The sequence below is a fragment of the Rhodopila globiformis genome (assembly GCF_002937115.1).
Classification (GTDB): domain Bacteria; phylum Pseudomonadota; class Alphaproteobacteria; order Acetobacterales; family Acetobacteraceae; genus Rhodopila; species Rhodopila globiformis.
The window spans coordinates 1-17,631 of record NZ_NHRY01000199.1 but is presented as its reverse complement, the minus strand read 5'-3'; the positions used below and the strand labels follow the sequence as shown (position 1 = coordinate 17,631).

Annotated in this window: 14 protein-coding genes and 1 tRNA gene; 8 read left to right on the top strand and 7 right to left on the bottom strand. The window is 67.9% G+C overall.

The window, feature by feature from the left end; all coding sequences use genetic code 11:
• Positions 1 to 19: 19 nt before the first annotated feature.
• Positions 20 to 3,442, bottom strand: a complete 3,423-nt coding sequence (locus CCS01_RS18470) for an indolepyruvate ferredoxin oxidoreductase family protein (RefSeq protein WP_104520244.1) — start codon at positions 3,440 to 3,442, stop codon at positions 20 to 22.
• Between the two features lie 139 nt (positions 3,443 to 3,581).
• On the opposite strand from CCS01_RS18470, the gene CCS01_RS18465 reads away from it, so the two are divergent.
• The 3 genes from CCS01_RS18465 (at position 3,582) to CCS01_RS18455 (ending at position 5,386) form a co-directional block, all read left to right on the top strand.
• Positions 3,582 to 4,067, top strand: a complete 486-nt coding sequence (locus CCS01_RS18465) for an Lrp/AsnC family transcriptional regulator (RefSeq protein ID WP_104520243.1) — start codon at positions 3,582 to 3,584, stop codon at positions 4,065 to 4,067.
• A gap of 201 nt (positions 4,068 to 4,268) precedes the next feature.
• Positions 4,269 to 4,571 carry a hypothetical protein gene (locus CCS01_RS18460; protein ID WP_104520242.1) on the top strand — a complete coding sequence of 101 codons (303 nt, stop codon included), beginning with the start codon at positions 4,269 to 4,271 and terminating at the stop codon, positions 4,569 to 4,571.
• Positions 4,572 to 4,690: 119 nt separating this feature from the next.
• Entirely contained in the window at positions 4,691 to 5,386 is a 696-nt protein-coding gene (locus tag CCS01_RS18455) for a methyltransferase family protein (RefSeq protein WP_104520241.1), read from the top strand.
• 571 nt (positions 5,387 to 5,957) lie between these two features.
• On the opposite strand, the gene CCS01_RS18450 is transcribed toward CCS01_RS18455, so the two are convergent.
• The 3 genes from CCS01_RS18450 to CCS01_RS18440 are packed head-to-tail and all read right to left on the bottom strand — an operon-like array spanning position 5,958 to position 8,714.
• Entirely contained in the window at positions 5,958 to 6,854 is an 897-nt protein-coding gene (locus CCS01_RS18450) for an LLM class F420-dependent oxidoreductase (protein WP_104520240.1), read from the bottom strand.
• A gap of 12 nt (positions 6,855 to 6,866) precedes the next feature.
• Positions 6,867 to 7,766 carry an LLM class F420-dependent oxidoreductase gene (locus CCS01_RS18445; protein WP_104520239.1) on the bottom strand — a complete coding sequence of 300 codons (900 nt, stop codon included), beginning with the start codon at positions 7,764 to 7,766 and terminating at the stop codon, positions 6,867 to 6,869.
• A gap of 12 nt (positions 7,767 to 7,778) precedes the next feature.
• The gene (locus CCS01_RS18440) at positions 7,779 to 8,714 is read right to left on the bottom strand and encodes an NAD(P)-dependent oxidoreductase (RefSeq protein WP_104520238.1); all 936 of its coding nucleotides are present in this window, start codon (positions 8,712 to 8,714) and stop codon (positions 7,779 to 7,781) included.
• 708 nt (positions 8,715 to 9,422) lie between these two features.
• On the opposite strand from CCS01_RS18440, the gene CCS01_RS18435 reads away from it, so the two are divergent.
• From CCS01_RS18435 to CCS01_RS18425, 3 genes are all read left to right on the top strand, one after another.
• On the top strand, positions 9,423 to 10,208 hold the full coding sequence (locus tag CCS01_RS18435; protein WP_193540149.1) for an SDR family oxidoreductase: 786 nt from the start codon (positions 9,423 to 9,425) through the stop codon (positions 10,206 to 10,208).
• Positions 10,209 to 10,322: 114 nt separating this feature from the next.
• Positions 10,323 to 11,543 (top strand): aminotransferase-like domain-containing protein, encoded by a 1,221-nt coding sequence (locus CCS01_RS18430; protein WP_104520237.1) that lies wholly within the window; start codon positions 10,323 to 10,325, stop codon positions 11,541 to 11,543.
• A gap of 867 nt (positions 11,544 to 12,410) precedes the next feature.
• Positions 12,411 to 12,995 carry a hypothetical protein gene (locus CCS01_RS18425; protein WP_146101835.1) on the top strand — a complete coding sequence of 195 codons (585 nt, stop codon included), beginning with the start codon at positions 12,411 to 12,413 and terminating at the stop codon, positions 12,993 to 12,995.
• Positions 12,996 to 13,263: 268 nt separating this feature from the next.
• On the opposite strand, the gene CCS01_RS18420 is transcribed toward CCS01_RS18425, so the two are convergent.
• Together CCS01_RS18420 and CCS01_RS18415 are read right to left on the bottom strand one after the other, a co-directional pair.
• The gene (locus tag CCS01_RS18420) at positions 13,264 to 14,238 is read right to left on the bottom strand and encodes an SGNH/GDSL hydrolase family protein (protein WP_104520235.1); all 975 of its coding nucleotides are present in this window, start codon (positions 14,236 to 14,238) and stop codon (positions 13,264 to 13,266) included.
• Between the two features lie 47 nt (positions 14,239 to 14,285).
• Positions 14,286 to 15,080, bottom strand: a complete 795-nt coding sequence (locus tag CCS01_RS18415) for an HpcH/HpaI aldolase family protein (RefSeq protein WP_104520234.1) — start codon at positions 15,078 to 15,080, stop codon at positions 14,286 to 14,288.
• 172 nt (positions 15,081 to 15,252) lie between these two features.
• Between CCS01_RS18415 and CCS01_RS18410 the strand changes: the two genes are divergently transcribed.
• A complete protein-coding gene (locus CCS01_RS18410) occupies positions 15,253 to 15,696 on the top strand; it encodes a hypothetical protein (RefSeq protein WP_104520233.1) in 444 nt (147 codons plus the stop codon).
• Between the two features lie 54 nt (positions 15,697 to 15,750).
• On the opposite strand, the gene CCS01_RS18405 is transcribed toward CCS01_RS18410, so the two are convergent.
• A complete protein-coding gene (locus tag CCS01_RS18405) occupies positions 15,751 to 17,334 on the bottom strand; it encodes a cisplatin damage response ATP-dependent DNA ligase (RefSeq protein ID WP_104520232.1) in 1,584 nt (527 codons plus the stop codon).
• Between the two features lie 100 nt (positions 17,335 to 17,434).
• Here CCS01_RS18405 and CCS01_RS18400 point away from each other — a divergent pair.
• Positions 17,435 to 17,511 (top strand) — tRNA-Pro (locus tag CCS01_RS18400).
• Positions 17,512 to 17,631: the final 120 nt, after the last annotated feature.

Genomic DNA, 17,631 nt, shown 5'->3' with positions numbered 1-17,631 from the left:
CCCCACGCCCTCCCCAGCCCTACTCCGCCGCCATCGCCACCGGCTCGGGCCGGGACAGCCCATCGCGCAGCGCGGCCCGCCGCACCGCCGCCTTCGCCCGGTTGGCATCCTTCACCGGGCCAAAGCCGCGGACCTGGTCGGGCAGGTCCGCCAGCGCCACGGCCGTCTCGAGCGTCCCGGGGCTCAGCGTGTCTAGGATCAGGCGCAGATCCGCCTCGTACTGGCCGATCAGCGCCCTCTCCTGCCGGCGCTCGGCCTGGTAGCCGAACGGGTCGAGCACCGTGCCGCGCAGCGCCTTGCCGTGCCGCAGCACGCGGAACAGCGGCAGCCCGAGCCAGCCGGGCACGGCGATCTTGCCGCGGCGGCCGGTGGCCTTGTCGATGCCCCAGATCAGCGGCGGCGACATATGGAACACAGGCTTGTCGCCGTAGGTGGCAGCGGCGTGCAGGCGGGCGACCTCGTACTCGTCCTTGTAGGCCATGACGCGATACAGGCCCTCGGCCACGGCACGCGACAGGCGGCCGGGCGCGCCGGATACCGCCGTCTCGCGCACGGTCACCAGCTGGACCAGGCTGCGGTAGCGCGCCGCATAGCGCGGTGACTGGTAGGCGGCCAGCGCCTTGGCACGGTGGGCAATCAGGGCGTCCAGGTCCTGCGGCGGGCCCTCGGTGACGCCGTGCAGGATCTGCTCGGCCAGCGTCGGCTGCTCGGCCAGGATGCGGCCCCACAGGAAGGCGCGCTTGTTCAGCGTCACCGCCGCGCCGTTCAGCTCGATGGCGCGCAGAATGGCGCCCTCCTGCACCGGCACCAGGCCGCGCTGCCAGGCCAGGCCCAGCAGCATGGTGTTCATTGCCTGGGCGTTGCCGAACAGCCGCTCGGCCAGCCGCACACCGTGCAGCCAGACGGAGCGGCCGGGGTCGGTCACTTTCTCGATGGTGCGCCGGTGCAGCGCGGCGTCGATCGGCAGGCTGGCGTCGCGCTTGAACTCGGCGGTGGCGGCCAGGTCGAGGTTGCCGATGACGGCGGTGCCCTTCGCGTTGCGCTCCAGCACCCCCGGCTGGCAGCCCACCGCCATGTCGGCGGCCAGCATCAGGTCCGCGGTGCCGAGCGGGATGCGCACGACGTCCAATGCCGCCTCATCCGCCGCGATCTGCACATGCGCCACCACCGCGCCGTTCTTCTGCGCCAGGCCGGTGAAGTCGAGCGTCTTGACCGCCCTGCCCTCCAGGTGCGCCGCCATCGCCAGGATGGCGCCGGAGGTGACGATGCCGCCGCCGCCGATGCCGGCGAACAGGCCGCGCCAGATACCCAGCGGCGGCACCAACGGCACCGGCAGCCCGGCGGCGAGGTCTGCCTCCTGTGCCTGCCAGTGGGTGTCGGCGTCCGGCGCGGCGGGTGGGCCGGCCTGGCTGACGAAGCTGGGGCAGAAGCCCTTCAGGCAGGACAGGTCCACGTTGCAACTGGTGGGATTGATCCGGCGCTTGCGGCCGAATTCGGTCTCCACCGGCTCGATGGCAATGCAATTGGACTGGACCGAGCAGTCGCCGCAGTTCTCACAGACGGCTTCGTTGATGACGACGTGGCGCGTCGGTTGCGCCATGCTGCCGCGCTTGCGGCGGCGGCGCTTCTCGGTGGCGCAGACCTGGTCGTAGATCAGCACCGAGGGGCCGTCGTAGTCGCGCAGCGACCGCTGCACAGCGTCCAGTTCCTCGCGGGTGTGGCGGGTAACGCCGGGCGGCAAGTCGGCGGCGGGCGGCAGGCGGTCTGCTTCGTCCGCGACGACGGCGATGCGCTTCACCCCCTCGGCGGCAAGCTGGGCGGCGATGCGCGGCACCGTCGGCGCGCCCTCGGCCGGCTGGCCGCCGGTCATGGCGACGGCGTCGTTGAACAGCAGCTTGTAGGTGATGCGCGTATTGGCCGCGACCGCCTGGCGGATCGCCATGCTGCCGGAGTGCTGGTAGGTGCCGTCGCCGATATTGGCGAACATGTGCTTCACCTCGGTGAAGCTCGACAGGCCGACGAACGGCGCGCCCTCGCCGCCCATGTGGGTGAAGGTGCGGGTCTGCGGGCCATCATCCATTGCCATGAAGTGGCAGCCGATTCCAGCGCTGGCGAAGCTGCCGTCGGGCAGTTTCGTCGAGGTCGCGTGCGGGCAGCCGGCGCAGAAGGCGGGGATGCGGCGCAGCAGGCCGGCCGGGCGCTCGGCCACAATCGGCGCCGGCGGCGCGGGCAGGTTCAGCCCGGCCTTGCCGAGGAACGCGGCGAGGCCGCCAGAGACGATCTCGGGCGACAGTTCCATCAGCGGCGACAGCAGCGCTTCGCCGCGCGGGGTGGTCTTGCCGCTGATCTCCGGGCGTTCGCCGGCGGGCAGGTGGTACAAAGCGTCGCGGATCTGGCTTTCCACGAAGCTGCGCTTTTCCTCGATCACCAGGATGGCGCGCTTGCCGTGGGCGAAGTCGCGCAGGCCCTCGGTCTCCAGCGGCCAGGTCATGGCGATCTTGTACACCGCGATCTGCGGGTGGTCCGCCAGCCCCATGCGGCGCAACGCGTGCAGCGTGTCCTCGTGCGCCTTGCCGACGGTCACCAGGCCGATGGTCGCGTCCGGGCCGCCGCTGGTCACCCGGTCGAGCCGGTTGGCGCGGGCCCAGGCGAGCACCGCCGGCATCCGCTCCTCCAGCATCCGCCGTTCCAGCTCGGCGCGGTCCGCCGGGAATTTCAGCGTGTGGTCGAAGTTCAGCCCGTGTGGCGGCAGCGCGAAGTCCGGCGTGGCGAAGAAGCGGGCGGACGGGACGACGGCGGTGGAGGCCTGCTCCATCGTCTCGGCGGTGGTCTTCATGGCGACCCAGACGCCGGCATAGCGCGATAGTGCATACCCGGCGAGGCCGAGGTCCAGCACGTCCTGCACCGAGGCTGGGTTCAGCACCGGGATGAAGCAGTTCTGGAACACGTATTCGGTCTGGTGCGGATAGGTCGAGGAATGCGCCCCGTGGTCGTCGCCGGCGATCGCCAGCACACCGCCATACCTGTGCGTGCCGGCCATGTTGGCGCAGTGGAAGGCGTCGCCCGAGCGGTCCACGCCAGGCCCCTTGCCGTACCACATCCCGTACACGCCGTCGTACTTCGCGCCCGGGAAAGCGTTGAGTTCCTGCGTACCGTAGATCATGGTGGCCGCGAGGTCCTCGTTGACGCCCGGCTCGAAGCGGATGTCATGCGCCCCCATCAGCGCCTTCTGCATCCACAACTCGCGGTCCAGCATGCCGAGCGGCGAGCCGCGATAGCCCGACACCAGCGCCGCGGTGCGCAGCCCGGCGGCGGCGTCGAGCCGGTGCTGCTCCAGCAGCAGCCGCAGCAGCGCCTGGATGCCGGTCAGCAGCACCGGTCGATCGAGATCGGTGAAGCGGGAGTCCAGGGTGATGCCGGCGTGGCCGAGACCGATGTCCATGGGCGTTGTTCCCCTCCGGGTTTCCTCTCTTTGACAAGGTAGGTACGACACCATGGGAAAGCTTGCCAGAGTTGGGGGGGGCGATGGTGTTTTTTGGCAGAAAGCGTCAAAATCCTGCGCCTGACGTCACGGAGGCTCGATGGCGCTCGATCGGCTGGACCTGGCGATCCTGGAGGTGCTGCAGAGCAACGGCCGGGCCACGGCGCAGGACCTGAGCGAGGCGGCGCACCTGTCGCCGTCGCCCTCGCACCGGCGGCAGCGCCTGCTGGAGGAGGCCGGCGTCATCCAGCGCTATGTCGCGCTGCTGGACCAGGACAAGGTCGGGCTGCCGGTGAACGTCTTCGTCTCGGTGAAGCTGGCGAATCACGCCGACGAGACGCTGCGGACGTTCGAGCGGGCGGTCGGGACGTACCCGGAGGTGATGGAGATGTACGAGATGACCGGCGCGGCCGACTACCTGCTGCGCGTGGTGGCGGCGGACGTGGCGTCGTACGAGGCGTTCCTGCGCGGGCGGCTGACGCGGATTCCGGGCGTACAGTCGATCGAGACGGCGCTGGCGCTGAAGCGGGTGGTGTACCGCACGAACCTGCCGCTGCGGCAGGGAGCGGCGCGGCCGAACGGATGACCGGGGCGATCCCGCCTTGCCGGTGCCGCATGACCAACGTTAAACAGCGCATTGGGGCGGCATAGGAACCGGCACCGCGTTCCGTGCTCTCGGCGAGGCGCAGTGTAGCGCCGTTCCACGGTGAGCTACTCAAATTATATTGATTCCCCAATTGCCCCCATAGAGGAAATAGGAAGATCCGGAGCAAATGGAAGAAATGATGTGAAAGCTCTTGCCTGGGCTGCCTTCGTCGCTGTGGTGGCGTCGCTGGCGATGGTTCGGTTGACGCATCCGTCCGACCCGGTTGCGTCCTACTCATTCCTCCTCACCGACTGGGTCAGCCGCCCGGCGATGGTCAACCAGTGCATGATCAAGCTGCGCCGAGGCCCGGACCCGCAGGATCAGGCCGTGTGGCAGGCGATGGGAGTCAAGGACCCCGCGACACGGTCCTACCTTGGCCGCCTTCGCTATTGCTATCAGGCCTTCCGGGACTGGCAGGATGCATTCCGGCCGCGACCGGGTTGACCACTTGCACCGAACCGCCGGCGTCCGGATACCCGAACGTCGCGGGTTCCACGATTTCCGGCCCGGATTCCCCGGAAACGGACCGTCGCGCCGGGCATGACCGACCTGGAAACACCACCATGAGCACTGGCACCCCGACCGACATCTCGATTGGCACCCCGAATGGCCGCCTGTTCCGCCGCCTGCGCGCGAGCCGCGGCTATGACCTCGCCATGCGCACCATGGGCGGGCTGTGGTACCTGGCGCTCGCGTTCGAGGTTTCCGCGCCCATTCCAGGCGCCTCGGCGACGGCCCCGCAACTCGTCGCAAGGGCCAGTGCCGCGGCCTTCTACGCGATCCTGTGCGTGCTGCTGCTGCTGCGCCCGCCGGCCAAGGCCGAGGCGGAGGGGATTGCGCCGCGGGCGGCGGCGTTCGTCGGCACCTACCTGCCGTGGACGATTCCCGTGCTGGGCAGCCCCGCGGGCTCTGCCGCGCTGAACCTGGCTTCGGCGGGGCTTGTCATCCTCGGCATGGTGCTGACCCTGGTCACGGTCGCCCACCTGGGCCGCGCGTTCAGCCTGGTGCCGCAGGCGCGCAAGGTGGTGCGGAGCGGCCCTTACCGCTGGCTGCGCCACCCGCTCTATTTCGCCGAGGAGGTTGCCGTGTCGGGGACCGTGCTGCAGTTCCTCTCGCCGGTGACGATCGCCATCTTCGTGGCGCACCTGGCGATCCAGATCCGCCGCATTTATTACGAGGAGGACCTGCTGCGCCGCACGTTCCCTGAATACGCAGCCTACGCGGCGGGCAACTGGCGGCTGGTGCCCTTCGTCTGGTGAAGCGAGCGGTCCGCGCCGCCGCAACGGCCAGGTGAGCCGGCCCGCCCCGTCGTTTCCGTTTTGACGAGCCGCTGTTCGAGTGGTGGCGGGATTGCGTTCGAGCCGATGGGAGCGGAAGCAGCGAGCCTGGGGTGGCGGGGGCGGCTGGTGCCTGCGTTTCCGGTGGTTGAGGGTCGTTGGCGGCGGGCGTGCGGGTGGATCGTCCTGATATGTAACCACAGAGGAAAGCTGAGGGTCGCGGAGCAACTGTCTTTGGGTCGCGGAGCAACTGTCTTTTTTGTTTCGGCTTCATCATCCAGTTTCCCGAATTTTGGACACGCGTTATCGTTCCGCAATCGCGGCTGGTATGGCCCGGCCTTCATCATGGTGAGGCCGGGCACTGCCACCCTCAAGCACGCGTCGCGCCGCTGCGCGGTGGCCTGCGGCCCTGCTTGACCGCGGCACCGCCGCCGTGACGGCCGGCGCGACAGGGCCGCCAGACATGCCCCCGCCTAGGCCCTCTCCTGACGCCAATGGGAATACGCCCGGCCATCCCCAGGGACAGGACCGTTTCACACGCCCGGACCACCCGCTACAACAGATCCGCCACCACCTCCCGGAACCGCCTCACCGCCGCCAGGTGATCGGCCGCGCTGCGTCCCGCGATCCGCTTGTGATGGCCCACGGCGAACGTCGTGTGCGCCGTCACATGCGTCACGCCGGCCCGCTTCCAAAATTCGAACTCCCGCCGCCAGGCGTTCTCGTCCGCCGAACCGAGCGACTGCCACACCTCCAGCCCGACCGTCGCGGGATCGCGGCTCTCGGCCTTGACCAGGTCGCGCAGTTTCGCGAACACCGACAGCGCGGAGTCATCGGCGGGATAGGCCAGCGGCATCCAGCCGTCGCCGTATTTCGCCACCCGCTGCAGCGTCTGTTCCGCATGGCCGCCGAACCACACCGGGATGCGACCGGAGGCGGGGCGCGGGTTGAGGCCGGCACCCTCGATCGTGTGGTAGCGGCCCTTGAACGTCACGTAGGGCTGCGACCACAGCGCCTGCATCACCTGTACCTGCTCCTCCGACCGGCGGCCGCGATTGGAAAAGACCTCGTTCAGGCCGGTGAATTCCACCTTGTTCCAGCCGACGCCGACGCCCAGGCGCAGGCGGCCGTTCGACAGCACGTCGAGGCACGCCGCCTGCTTCGCCACCAGCACCGCCTGGCGCTGCGCCAGGATCAGCACGCCCGGCGCAAAGCCGATACGTTGCGTGCAGCCGGCGAGGAAGCCGAACAGCACGAACGGATCGTGATAGGGGTTCTCGCCGGTGCCCACCCGGCCCTGCCCCGCGACGGTCGCCGGGTTGGCGCCCAGCACGTGGTCCGGCGCCTGCAGGTAGTCGTAGCCCAGGCCCTCGATGGCCTGCGCGTAGTCGCGGATGACCGACGGATCGGGGCCGATGTCGGCGACCGGAAGCGATGCGCCCAGTTGCATAGTCCGTTCCTTCTAAAGAATGTCCGCCACCGCCGCGCGGTAGCGCTTCAGCGCCGCCAGATGATCGGCGATTGTTCTGCCGGCGATGCGATGGTGGTGACGGCGGCCGAACGTGGTGGTCAGGCAGATATGGCTGGCGCCGGCGCGCTTCCAGAATTCGATTTCGCGCCGCCAGTCGGCCTCCGCCCCCTGGCCGCAGGAGGTCCAGACCTCGATGCCGATGGACGCCGGATCGCGTCCCGCGGCCTCGGTCAGGCGGCGAAGTTCCGCGAAAATGTCGAGCGCGGCCTGGTCTGGCGGATAGGCGTTCGGCATCCAGCCGTCGCCCCATTTGGCGATGCGCGGAAGGGTGTGCTCGTGATGCCCGCCGAACCACAGCGGCACGCGGCCGGACGTGGGGCGCGGGTTGATGCCGGCGTCGTCGATGGTGTGGTAGCGGCCCTTGAACGTGACGTAGGGCTGCGACCACAGCGCCTGCATCACCTGCGCCTGTTCCTCGGACCGGCGGCCGCGGTTGTGGAAATTCTCGTTCAGCGCGGTGAATTCCACCGGATTCCAGCCGACGCCGACGCCCAGGCGGAAACGCCCGCCGGACAGCACGTCGAGGCAGGCCGCCTGTTTCGCCACCAGCACGGTCTGGCGCTGCGCGACGATCAGCACGCCGGTGAAGAAGGTCAGCTTCGTCGTCGCCGCGGCGAGGTAGCCCAGCAGGACGAACGGATCGTGGAACATGTCGTCAGCGATGCCGCGGCGCGGGTCCGTGCCGGCATTCGTTGCAGGATTGCCGCCCACCACATGGTCGGGCGCTTCCAGGAAATCGTAGCCCATGGCTTCAACGGCCAGGGCGAAATCGCGCACCAGCGACGGATCGCCGCCGGTGTCTGTGAATGGCACGAGGGCGCCGAGTTGCATGCTGCGTTCTCCTTACTTTCGATCCGATTCCAGCACGGCCTTGATCTTCTCCGGCGGCACCGCGATCGGCGGGATGCCGGCGCGTTCCTGCTGCAGCAGCGCGCCGACGCGGGAATCGCGCGTGCCCCAGCCACGGTTCAGCGCCTCGGTCAGTTCCATCAGCGCCAGGTTGGTCAGGCGCATCGGCACCTGGACCTCGCGCGCCAGTTGGCAAGCCAACGACACGTCCTTGTGCAGCAGGCGCAGGGCGAAGTCGGCCGGTTCGTAGCGGCCGGTGAGGAAATGATCCGCCAGGCGATCGAACATGCGGCTGCGGCCGGAGGCGCCCTGGCGCACCGCCTCGAACAGCGCCAGCGGCTCGACGCCGGCCTTGATGCCCATGGTGAAGACCTCGGCCAACACAACGTTGACAGCGGCGGAGGAGGCGTTGTGCACCAGCTTGGCGATCGTTCCGGCACCGATAGGGCCGATGTAGGCGGCCTGGTCGCCCATGGCGGCCAGCACCGGCTGATAACGGTCGAACACCGCGCGGTCGCCGCCGACCCAGATGGCGAGGCGGCCGCTGGCAGCGCCGTGCGGGCCGCCGCTGACCGGGGCGTCGAGGAAGTCGACGCCCTTGTCGGCCAATGCCGCGTGCAACGACCGGACGACGTCCACCGCGTTGGTGGACAGGTCGAACCAGGCGGCGCCGCGGCGGAAACCGGCGACCAGGCCGTCCTCGCCCAGGCCGACCTTCTGCACGTCGGGCGGCGTGGGGAGCGAGGTGAAGACGAGGTCGCAGGTTTCGGCGACCGCGCGCGGGCTGTCCGCCCAGGCGGCGCCGGCGGCCAGGTGCTTCGAGGCCGCCTGCCGCGTCAGGTCGTGCACCACGAGGTCATGGCCGGCCTTCTGCAGGTTGGAAGCCATGCCGGCGCCCATCATGCCCAGCCCGATGAAGCCGATTTTCATTGTTTCCTCCTGTGCTTGTCCGTTGCGGAAAGGCGAGATTCAATCAAGTTTTAGGTAAGGCCACGGCAGGCCAGGTGCGGTCAAGTAACGTTCTGGTTTGCGCTTGCCTGATTCGTATCGCATCGCGATGGATTACCGGAGGCATCGAACTTAGTGGCTTAGTGTCTTTGTGTTGAAACCGACGGCGCAAGGGCACAGACCCCGACTGGGAGGCACGCCCCGCCGGACGGGTTCTTGCGGTTCGTTCTGCTGTTTTAACACTAAGACACAGAGCCACTAAGGACGCGTGCGTCCCTGGCAGGCGCATTGCTACAGCAAACCGCAGGTCGGTTGGGAATCGAGTTCGGGTGGAGGGCTCTGCCCCGATCGTCGTGGCGGCTACCCGGGACAAGGGCCCGCGCACAGGCTCCGGGCCGCCGTCCACGCCTTTGCATGGACTCGACACCGCCAGGCGTGGATGGCGGGCCTGCGCCCGCCATGACGGTGAAGGAACGCCGTCGTCCCGTCCCAAGCGACCTGCGGTCTGCTGTAATCTCTGCTGACTGGCGCCGGTCATTCCGCCTCGCCCTGGCCGCTTGCCATCGGCGGCCGGACTGCGGCCCGCCGCTTGGGCACTTTGCTACACTTCCTTGCCTTGACCATGGCCTTGCCTCCCCGCCTGATCAGGACCATCAGCTTAACCGGGACTGGGAAAAGGGGAATATGCGCATGGTAACCGGAGCCAACACGCCGCTGACGGTGGACCTGACCGGATACAAGGTGGCGATCTCGGCCGGTGCGAACGGCATCGGCAAAATCATGGCCGACAGCTTCGTGTTCTGCGGCGCGCAGGTGTTCGTCAGCGACGTCGACACGCAGGCGCTGGCGCGCTGCGGCCACCCGGGGATGCGCGCCGACGCCGGCGACGCGACGCAGTGCGAGGCGTTCGTCGACGCGGCGGTGAAGCACCTGGGCGGCCTGGACGTGCTGGTCAACAACGCCGGCATCGCCGGGCCGACGGCGCTGGTCGAGGAGGTGACCCCGGACCAGGTCGAGGCGACGCTGCGCATCGACCTCGCCTCGATGTTCGCGACATCGCGGCGGGCGATCCCGGCGCTGCGGGCGGCGGGCGGCGGGGCGATCGTCAATCTGTCCTCGGCGGCCGGGCGGTTCGGCTTCAGGCTGCGCGCGCCCTATTCGGCAGCGAAATGGGGCGTCATCGGCTTCACCAAGTCGCTGTCGATCGAACTGGGGCCGGACGGCATCCGGGTGAACGCGATCCTGCCGGGGCCGGTGGACGGTCCGCGCATCCGCGCGGTGATCAAGGCGAAGGCCGAGGCGGCGGGGATCTCGGAAAACGAAATGACCGAGCGCACCGTGGCGACCACCAGCCTGAAATGCTTCGTCACGCAGCAGGACATCGCCAACATGGCGCTGTACCTCGCCAGCCCGTTCGGCGCAACGGTCAGCGGCCAGGCGATCAGCGTGGACGCGGACATGCAGACCACGATGTGACGACCGGTCGACCCGGCAAGCAGTGAACGGTGCGCCGGGCGGACCGCGGCAGGTTTTGCCCGCCGCCCCTGCCGGTGCTAGCCTTTTGCGCAACGGGACAGGGGGGACTGCAGCATGTTCGACTACTCCAGGCTTTTCAGCGCTGATCTGCCGGAGCCGGCAGTGCGCTGGACGCCCTTCCCGAAATATTACTTCATCGGCGGCAACAACGATCCCGCGCAGATCCCGGTCGAGGGCCTGATCGAGGCGGCCGCATCCGTGCTGCGGCGCGAGGGGCCGAAGCTGGCGATCTACAACCTCGGCCTGGGCCCGCAGGGCTATCCGGCGCTGCGCCGGTTCGTGGCGGAGAAGTCGGCGCGCCACCGCGGCATCAAGGCATCGATCGACGACATCCTGATCACCACGGGCTCGGGCCAGGGGATCGACATGATCAGCAAGCTGCTGATCGATCCGGGCGATACCGTCCTGGCCGAGGAATACTGCTACCAGGGCGCGCTGAACCGGTTCCGCAAGCTGGGGGCGACGCTGGAGGGCATGAAGCTGGACGCCAACGGCATCGTCATCGAGGCGCTGGCGCAACAGCTTGACGACCTGAAGGCCAAGGGGATCACGCCGAAATTCATCTACACCATCCCGACCATCCAGAACCCCACCGCCAGCATCCTGCCGCTCGACCGCCGCCAGGCGCTGATCAAGCTGGCACGGCAGCATAACGTCGCGATCTTCGAGGACGAGTGCTATGCCGATTTGTTATGGAAAGGAATTGAAGCCCCGCCGGCGCTGTATGCGCTGGCGCCGGACTGCGTGCTGCACATCGGATCGTTCTCGAAATCGCTCGCCCCCGCGCTGCGGCTGGGCTACCTGATCGCCGGCTGGGACCTGATGCGCCGGCTGCTGCCGCTGAAGGGCGACAGCGGCACCGGCGCGCTGGACCAGATGATCGTCGCGGAATATTTTTCCCGCCACTTCGACGACCATGTCGGCCACCTGAACGGCGTGCTGCACGACAAGCTGACGGCGATGACCGAGGCGGTGGGGCGCGAGTTCGGCGCCTCGGCCGAGTGCTGGATGCCGAAGGGCGGCATCTTCCTGTGGATCCGGCTGCCGCCCGCGATCGACGTGCGCAAGCTGGTGAAACCCGCCGCCGAGGCCGGGATCGCCTTCAATCCCGGCCCGGACTGGGCGGTCAGCGCCGGCAATTCCAGCAACTGCCTGCGGTTGTGCTTCGCCATGCCGGACGCGCAGACCATCCGCGACGGCGTGGCGGAACTGGCGCGGGTCTGCTACGAGCAGACGGGGATTCCGGTGCGCAGCGGCAACGTCCACCGGGGGTGAGTGCCGCGCCTGGGGAATCGACGAGACATCGACTCTCCATGCTCGGTTTCGGTCGGCTGGGGGCGAACCCGAATGGCATTTACATGAAGCATTCGTTCCGCCTCATGCCATCTCTGGGCGCGTCCGCGAATAACCGCGGCATCGGGTGCAAGGCACGGCCCGTCCGCGTCACGGCGGCCCTGCGCCCGCCATGACGGCGTTGTGCAGCCCGGCTCGCCATGAATGCGTCCCATACGGCGGTTACTCTCGGGCGCACCCTTTGCATCCCTTGCACGCGTCAAACCGATACGTGAGGACGGCGAATCGTCTGATCAGACAAGGGCAAGACCTGCCGTCGCACGAGTCAAGGCCAGGGGCAGCCGAGATTAATTGCCCGAAAGATTGATCTAGATCATCCCGCGTCAGACTGTGTCCCGTCAGGGTACCGCCTCCATCAGGTTGCCGCCAGCGAAACGGATAAGCCGTCCAGCACAGGAGAATCCTGCATGGGCGAAATTTGTTCGGCGGCCCTGGAACGAACCATGCACCGCAAACATACCGCACAGCGGCATGCGCATATCGAAGCCGAATCGAAACCAGCGCCAGGCCGTCGCTCAAATCCGCGGCCTGGACCCAACCATCGGCTGAATGCCGCCGAAGGGCACGCGACATCAGGCCCCGTCGCCGGCTGGCCATCAGCCGGCGTTCCGGATCGGGCTGCGCACCCGGCCAATGCGTCATGACGTGCCAATCACGCATTCCCAGTCAGGGTGATGACCGAGAACCAGCCTTTTGGCGAGCAGACGCCGAACGGCAGTGCCGGCGTCCCTGCATCGCAACGAAACAGCAGGCTGTTTCGGTATCTTCGCCATCAGAAAGGACGTCAACATGTCTGATATAGTACTGACAGAACGAGCAGGAAGCGTACTCCCGGAAGGTCAAAGGCCGAAGCACAGGCCGCATTTCGTCAAATGGTTCATCCATGCGCTGCCGTTTCTCATCCTCGGCGCCGGCGCGATCGTCGGCATGGCGTGGACGACTCTGACCGGCCGGCCCAAAGAGTTCTACTGGGCGCTCTACACGCCCGTCGCAGCGCTGGTCTGCATCCTTGAAGGATGGCGGATCAAGGCGAACGATGGGGACCACACCGGGGTGTTCTTCAAGCAGCTTGCGCAATGGCTTACAGTTGGCGCTGCCATGTACATCCTGATGCTTTCGCCGGTACGCGGACTGATGAATGACGATGCAGTCGGCCTGACGTTGCTGACGTTCATTGCCATGAGCGTCTTCATCGCCGGCATCGATTTGCGGGCATGGCGGCTCCTGGTCATGGGGGCCTTTCTTGCCGGCACGGTCGAAGCGATCTCGTTTGCCGAGGCTTACGCTATCGCAGTGATGACCGGAATCCTGGTCGTCCTCTCCCTGCTGGGATTTGCCTTCTGGGCGTTCCGCCGGTCGGGCGCCGAACGCTGATTCAGCCGCCGCCTTGGACGCAACGTGGCGGCGGCCGCGTATCGATTCGCCGCTTGGTACCCGTCCGCACATAACCGAGGCCCGGGCGCAAGGCACCGGCCCCTCCGCGTCATGGCGGGCGCAGGCCCGCCGTCCACCCGTTTACCGCGATCAGTCCCGCAAGCGCGCCTCACGGACCATGACGCGGAGAGGACGGTGCGCTGAACTCAATACGGCTTAACAGCGTCGGCCGATCCCGATCATATCGTCATCATTTCCTTGTGACTTTTTATGCGGTGTGCGGGATCGACTGCGCGACGCCCTGCGCCAGCAGGGACTGTGTCGCCGTGGTCGGGTGCAGGTCGTCGAAGAACAGGTAGCCGTTCTGCGCCGCCCCGGTCGCGGCCAGCGTGCCGCTGCTTCCGTTCGTCAGGTTGCCGTTCCATACCGGCTGCGTCACGTTGCTGAAGCCGTAGGCGCCCGGATTGGCTATGACGGTGTCAAGCAGCGAATAGGTATCGACGTAATCGATCGAAGCCGCGTGGGTTGCCACGATCTGCTGGATCGACTGCCCCAGTTCCGCGTTGTACTGCTGCGCCAGGGCGCTCGACGTCGCGTCGCTGAGCGGGCGCGCGGTTTCATACGGCGTCTTGCCCAGGTCGGGCACGTCCAGGACCACCAGGTTCCTCGCGCCGTGGGCGATCAGCCCGTTTAGGAAGTTCGTCTCGTTGCCCACCGCCTGCTGCACCGCCGCGTGCTGCTGCGCCGGCGTCAACGTCGCGTTGGCGATCGTCAGCACGTCGTTCGAGCCGGCCCAGACGGTGTACAGCGCATTGGGCGACGGGTTCGGCACGTTGGTGACGAACTGGCCCAGCTGCGACGGCAGGTCGGACGGATTGGCGGCATGCACCGCGGTCGCCCCGGTCTGGGCCCCGCCATAGGCATAGTCGGTGCCGCCCGTCAGGCTCGGCGACACCGGCGGCAGGCCGAGCTGCTGTGACAGGTCCTGCACCCAGATCGGGCCGTTGGAGAACCGTCCGTCGCTGTAGATCGACGACACCGGCAACTGATGCAGCGTGGCGTAGGAGATGTTGCCGGCATCCGACAGGCTGTCGCCAAAGGCATATACCGCGCTGTAGCTGCCGCCCTGCGGCGCCGGCAGCGTGTCCTGCTTGATGAACTGCATGGGCGAGATGCCCAGCACGTTCGAGGGAAGGTTGGTGGCGGCGTTGAGGCCGCCCAAAGCAGATTGCAAAGTTGCCATGCCGCCGCCAACGGCGAATGCGACGGCACAGTTGCATTAATGTTTGGTCACAAGGGCGCGTTCGCAAGGCCGCGGAAGAACGCCATCCGCTCGCCCGCGCCGGCGACGATATAGCTGTGGTCCGACCCGGTCAGCAGGAACCGCGCGCCCATGGCGACGTAGCGCGCCGCGTTCTCCCGGTCGTAGACGCCACCCATGCCCAGCACCTTGCCGTGCCGGCGGCAGGCGTCGCCGACGGCCTGGTAGGCCTCGATCACCCCGGGATGGCCCATCTGGCCGGAAATGCCCAGTTCGGCGGTCAGGTCGGAGGTGCCGATGAACAGCACGTCCACCCCCGCAACCGCGGCGATGGCGTCGGCGTTGCGCACGGCCTCGGGGCTTTCCACCATCACGATGGTCAGGATCTCGGCGTTGATCGCGGCCTGCGCCTCGGCGGTGGCGGGCGGCTGGTAGCCGTACACCGCCGGTGGCCCGCCCCAGCTGCGATGGCCCATCGGCGGGTAGTGGAAGGCATCGGCGACACGCTGCGCCTGCGCCGCGGTGTCCACGTGCGGCACGACGATGCCCAGGGCGCCGTTGTCCAGCGCCCGCGTCGCCTCGTCCAGCGCGCCGGCGCAGACGCGCACAATCGGCGTCACCCCCGTCGGCAGCGCGGCGAGGCACAACTGCGTGGCTTCCTGCACGGAGAAGGCGCCGTGCTCCGTGTCGATGAACATCCAGTCGTGCCCGGTGGCGGCGGCGAGCACCGGTGCGGCGACGCTGCGCAGGTGATGCACGCCGAAGCCAAGCGCCATGTGCCCCGCCTGCAGCCGCTGGCGGGTCGTGCTGGTGGTCAGGGCCATTGTGTCCTCCCCGGTGTTGCGGCCGAGGCCAGCATGCGGCCAAAAAATCGTCAATAGCGTGACGGGGCAGGGCAAAGCCACGGATTCGCGTGCTGGTCCATTGCGGGTGCCTTACAATTGGCGTAAGCGCGAAGGCGTTCCGGTCTTGCACTATAATAGGGAGTGCGCGAACATGAATGACATTCTTGCCCATCCGACGTGGCTGCTCACCGTGCTGGCAGATCCGCCGTGGCTGATCACAGCCTACACGGCCGCCGCCATTCTCGTTACGTTCAACGAAGTCCGCCTGCGGTTCCGCCGGTCGGAATTCAATGCCGCCAAGAACGGCTGGCTGGCGCTCCAGTTGTTCCACCTCTTCGCGCTGGCGGCGCTGTGGGTGATCATCGGCGGTCTGCTGTACTACAGCCTCGCCACGCAGCCTGTTTACATGCAGGCCATCGGCGGCGCCGTCATGCTGGTGGTGGCATTCGGGAGCCTTCGCTACATGGGGCGCAGCGAGAATCGGGTCAGGAACAGCCCGTCGACCAGCTGGCTGCTGTGGCCGGTCTTCGCCGTGTTTTCCATGGTGGTGGCCTATACCGAGGCGTGGAACTGGATCCTGGCCTTGCGCGCGTAAACGGGTCATCGCAGGCATCCTGAATCCCGAACAAGCCGCCGCGTCGCACGCCGTTCAATCGGCGGCGACGCGGTCCTCCACCAGCGCCGCCAGCGTCTCCAGCCGATCGGCTTCGGCGGCGGGCTTGTCGGTGCGGATGCGGGCGATGCGTGGGAAGCGCAGCGCAACCCCTGATTTGTGCCGGTTGGAGCGCTGCACGGCATCGAAGGCGACCTCCAGCACCATGGCCTTCTCCACCTCCCGCACCGGCCCGAAGCGGGCGATGGTGTGGTTGCGAATCCAGCGGTCGAGGAACGCCAGTTCCTGGTCGGTGAAGCCGGAATAGGCCTTGCCGACGGGCACCAGCTCGTTGCCGCGCCAGACGCCGAACGTGTAGTCGGAATAGAAGCTGCTGCGCTTGCCGTGGCCGCGCTGCGCATACATCATCACCGCATCGACGGTCAGCGGCTCCCGCTTCCATTTCCACCATTGGCCCTTGACCCGCCCCGCCAGATAGGGGCTGTCGCCGCGCTTCAGCATCAGCCCCTCGATCGACGCCGCCCGGGCGCCGTCGCGCAGCGCCATCAGCTCCTGCAGGGTCGAGAAGCGGACCAGCGGCGACAGGTCCATGCGCGCCGGCCTTTCCCGGCCGATCCAGGCCTCCAGCCGTTGCCGCCGCTGGTCGAACGGCAGGGGGCGGAGGTCCTCGGTGCCGTCGAACAGCAGGTCGTACAGATGGATGCCGACGGGGAACTGTTGCATCATTTTGCCGCTGACCAGCTTGCGGTTGAGCCGCTGCTGCAAGTCGGCGAACGGCGCCACCGTGCCGTTGCGGACGACCAGCAGCTCGCCATCCAGCACGGCGTGGAAGCCCATGGCGTCGATGATCTCGGGGAACGCGCCCGAGATGTCGTCGGCGCCGCGGGAGAACAGCCGGCGGCCACCGGCGGTGGCGACGAGCTGGACGCGGATGCCGTCCCATTTCCACTCGGCCCGCCAGTCTTCCGGGTTGAGCGCGGCGAGATCGGCCGCCTCCAGCGGGTGGGCCAGCATCGGCGGGCGGAAGACGGGGGCGCCGGCTGGATCGGGCCGGGGCCCCCTGCCCTCCAGCCAGGCGAACAGCGGCCGGTAGGGCGGTTGGAGCCCGTGCCAGACTTCCTCGACCTCGTCGGGGCTGACGCCGCCGATGTCGGCCAGCGCGATCTTGGCCAAGCGGGCCGAGGCGCCGACGCGCAGGCCGCCGGTGATCAGCTTCAGCAGCGCCAGTCGGGTAGAGGCGTCGGCGCTGTCGAGCCAGCCGGCCACCAGGCCGGGCAGCGCCGCCTTGGGGGTGGTTTCCAGGGTCTCGACGACCTCGGCGAGGCCCGGCGGTTCGGCGGTGGTGGGCTGCGCCGGCCAGATCAGGGCGACGGTTTCCGCCAGGTCGCCGACATAGTCATACGACCAGTCGAACAGCATCGGATCGGCGCGGGTGGCGGCCAGGTCGCGGATCAGGCCGGGCTTGGCGGCGGTGAACGACAGCGCCCCGGTGATCGCCGCCAGCCCGACGCCGCGGTCGGGGTCCGCCTGGGTCGCGAAATAGCGGCGCAGCAGCGCGATCTTGGCGTTGCGGGATGGGGTGAAGACCAGGCGCTCCAGCAGGTCTGCGAAGGCGATCATGCCGGGAATGTGGACCGTCCGGGCGAAAACACCAGCCTTGCGATGCACGAAGCGGATTGCGGCGCCGGCCGGGTGCTGGTAAGGAACGCATCCCCGCGGTCGGAGCGTAGCGCAGTCTGGTAGCGCATCAGTCTGGGGGACTGGGGGTCGTGGGTTCGAATCCCGCCGCTCCGACCAATAAATCAATGGGTTAGATGAAACCCAACTCAGCACCCGCCGGTCGTGGATACCGGATGGATACCACTTGGTTCGCCCGGACGGTCCACATTCCCGGCATGATCGCCTTCGCAGACCTGC

Excerpts from the sequence above, each read along its gene's own strand:
- CCS01_RS18455 (WP_104520241.1), top strand. The coding sequence starts at position 4,691 with ATGAGCACTGGCACCCCGACCGACATCTCGATTGGCACCCCGAATGGC.
- CCS01_RS18470 (WP_104520244.1), bottom strand. The coding sequence starts at position 3,442 with ATGGACATCGGTCTCGGCCACGCCGGCATCACCCTGGACTCCCGCTTC.
- CCS01_RS18445 (WP_104520239.1), bottom strand. The coding sequence starts at position 7,766 with ATGCAACTCGGCGCCCTCGTGCCATTCACAGACACCGGCGGCGATCCG.
- CCS01_RS18440 (WP_104520238.1), bottom strand. The coding sequence starts at position 8,714 with ATGAAAATCGGCTTCATCGGGCTGGGCATGATGGGCGCCGGCATGGCT.
- CCS01_RS18410 (WP_104520233.1), top strand. The coding sequence starts at position 15,253 with ATGAATGACATTCTTGCCCATCCGACGTGGCTGCTCACCGTGCTGGCA.
- CCS01_RS18405 (WP_104520232.1), bottom strand. The coding sequence starts at position 17,334 with ATGATCGCCTTCGCAGACCTGCTGGAGCGCCTGGTCTTCACCCCATCC.
- CCS01_RS18465 (WP_104520243.1), top strand. The coding sequence starts at position 3,582 with ATGGCGCTCGATCGGCTGGACCTGGCGATCCTGGAGGTGCTGCAGAGC.
- CCS01_RS18420 (WP_104520235.1), bottom strand. The coding sequence starts at position 14,238 with ATGGCAACTTTGCAATCTGCTTTGGGCGGCCTCAACGCCGCCACCAAC.
- CCS01_RS18450 (WP_104520240.1), bottom strand. The coding sequence starts at position 6,854 with ATGCAACTGGGCGCATCGCTTCCGGTCGCCGACATCGGCCCCGATCCG.
- CCS01_RS18415 (WP_104520234.1), bottom strand. The coding sequence starts at position 15,080 with ATGGCCCTGACCACCAGCACGACCCGCCAGCGGCTGCAGGCGGGGCAC.
- CCS01_RS18425 (WP_146101835.1), top strand. The coding sequence starts at position 12,411 with ATGTCTGATATAGTACTGACAGAACGAGCAGGAAGCGTACTCCCGGAA.
- CCS01_RS18435 (WP_193540149.1), top strand. The coding sequence starts at position 9,423 with ATGGTAACCGGAGCCAACACGCCGCTGACGGTGGACCTGACCGGATAC.
- CCS01_RS18430 (WP_104520237.1), top strand. The coding sequence starts at position 10,323 with ATGTTCGACTACTCCAGGCTTTTCAGCGCTGATCTGCCGGAGCCGGCA.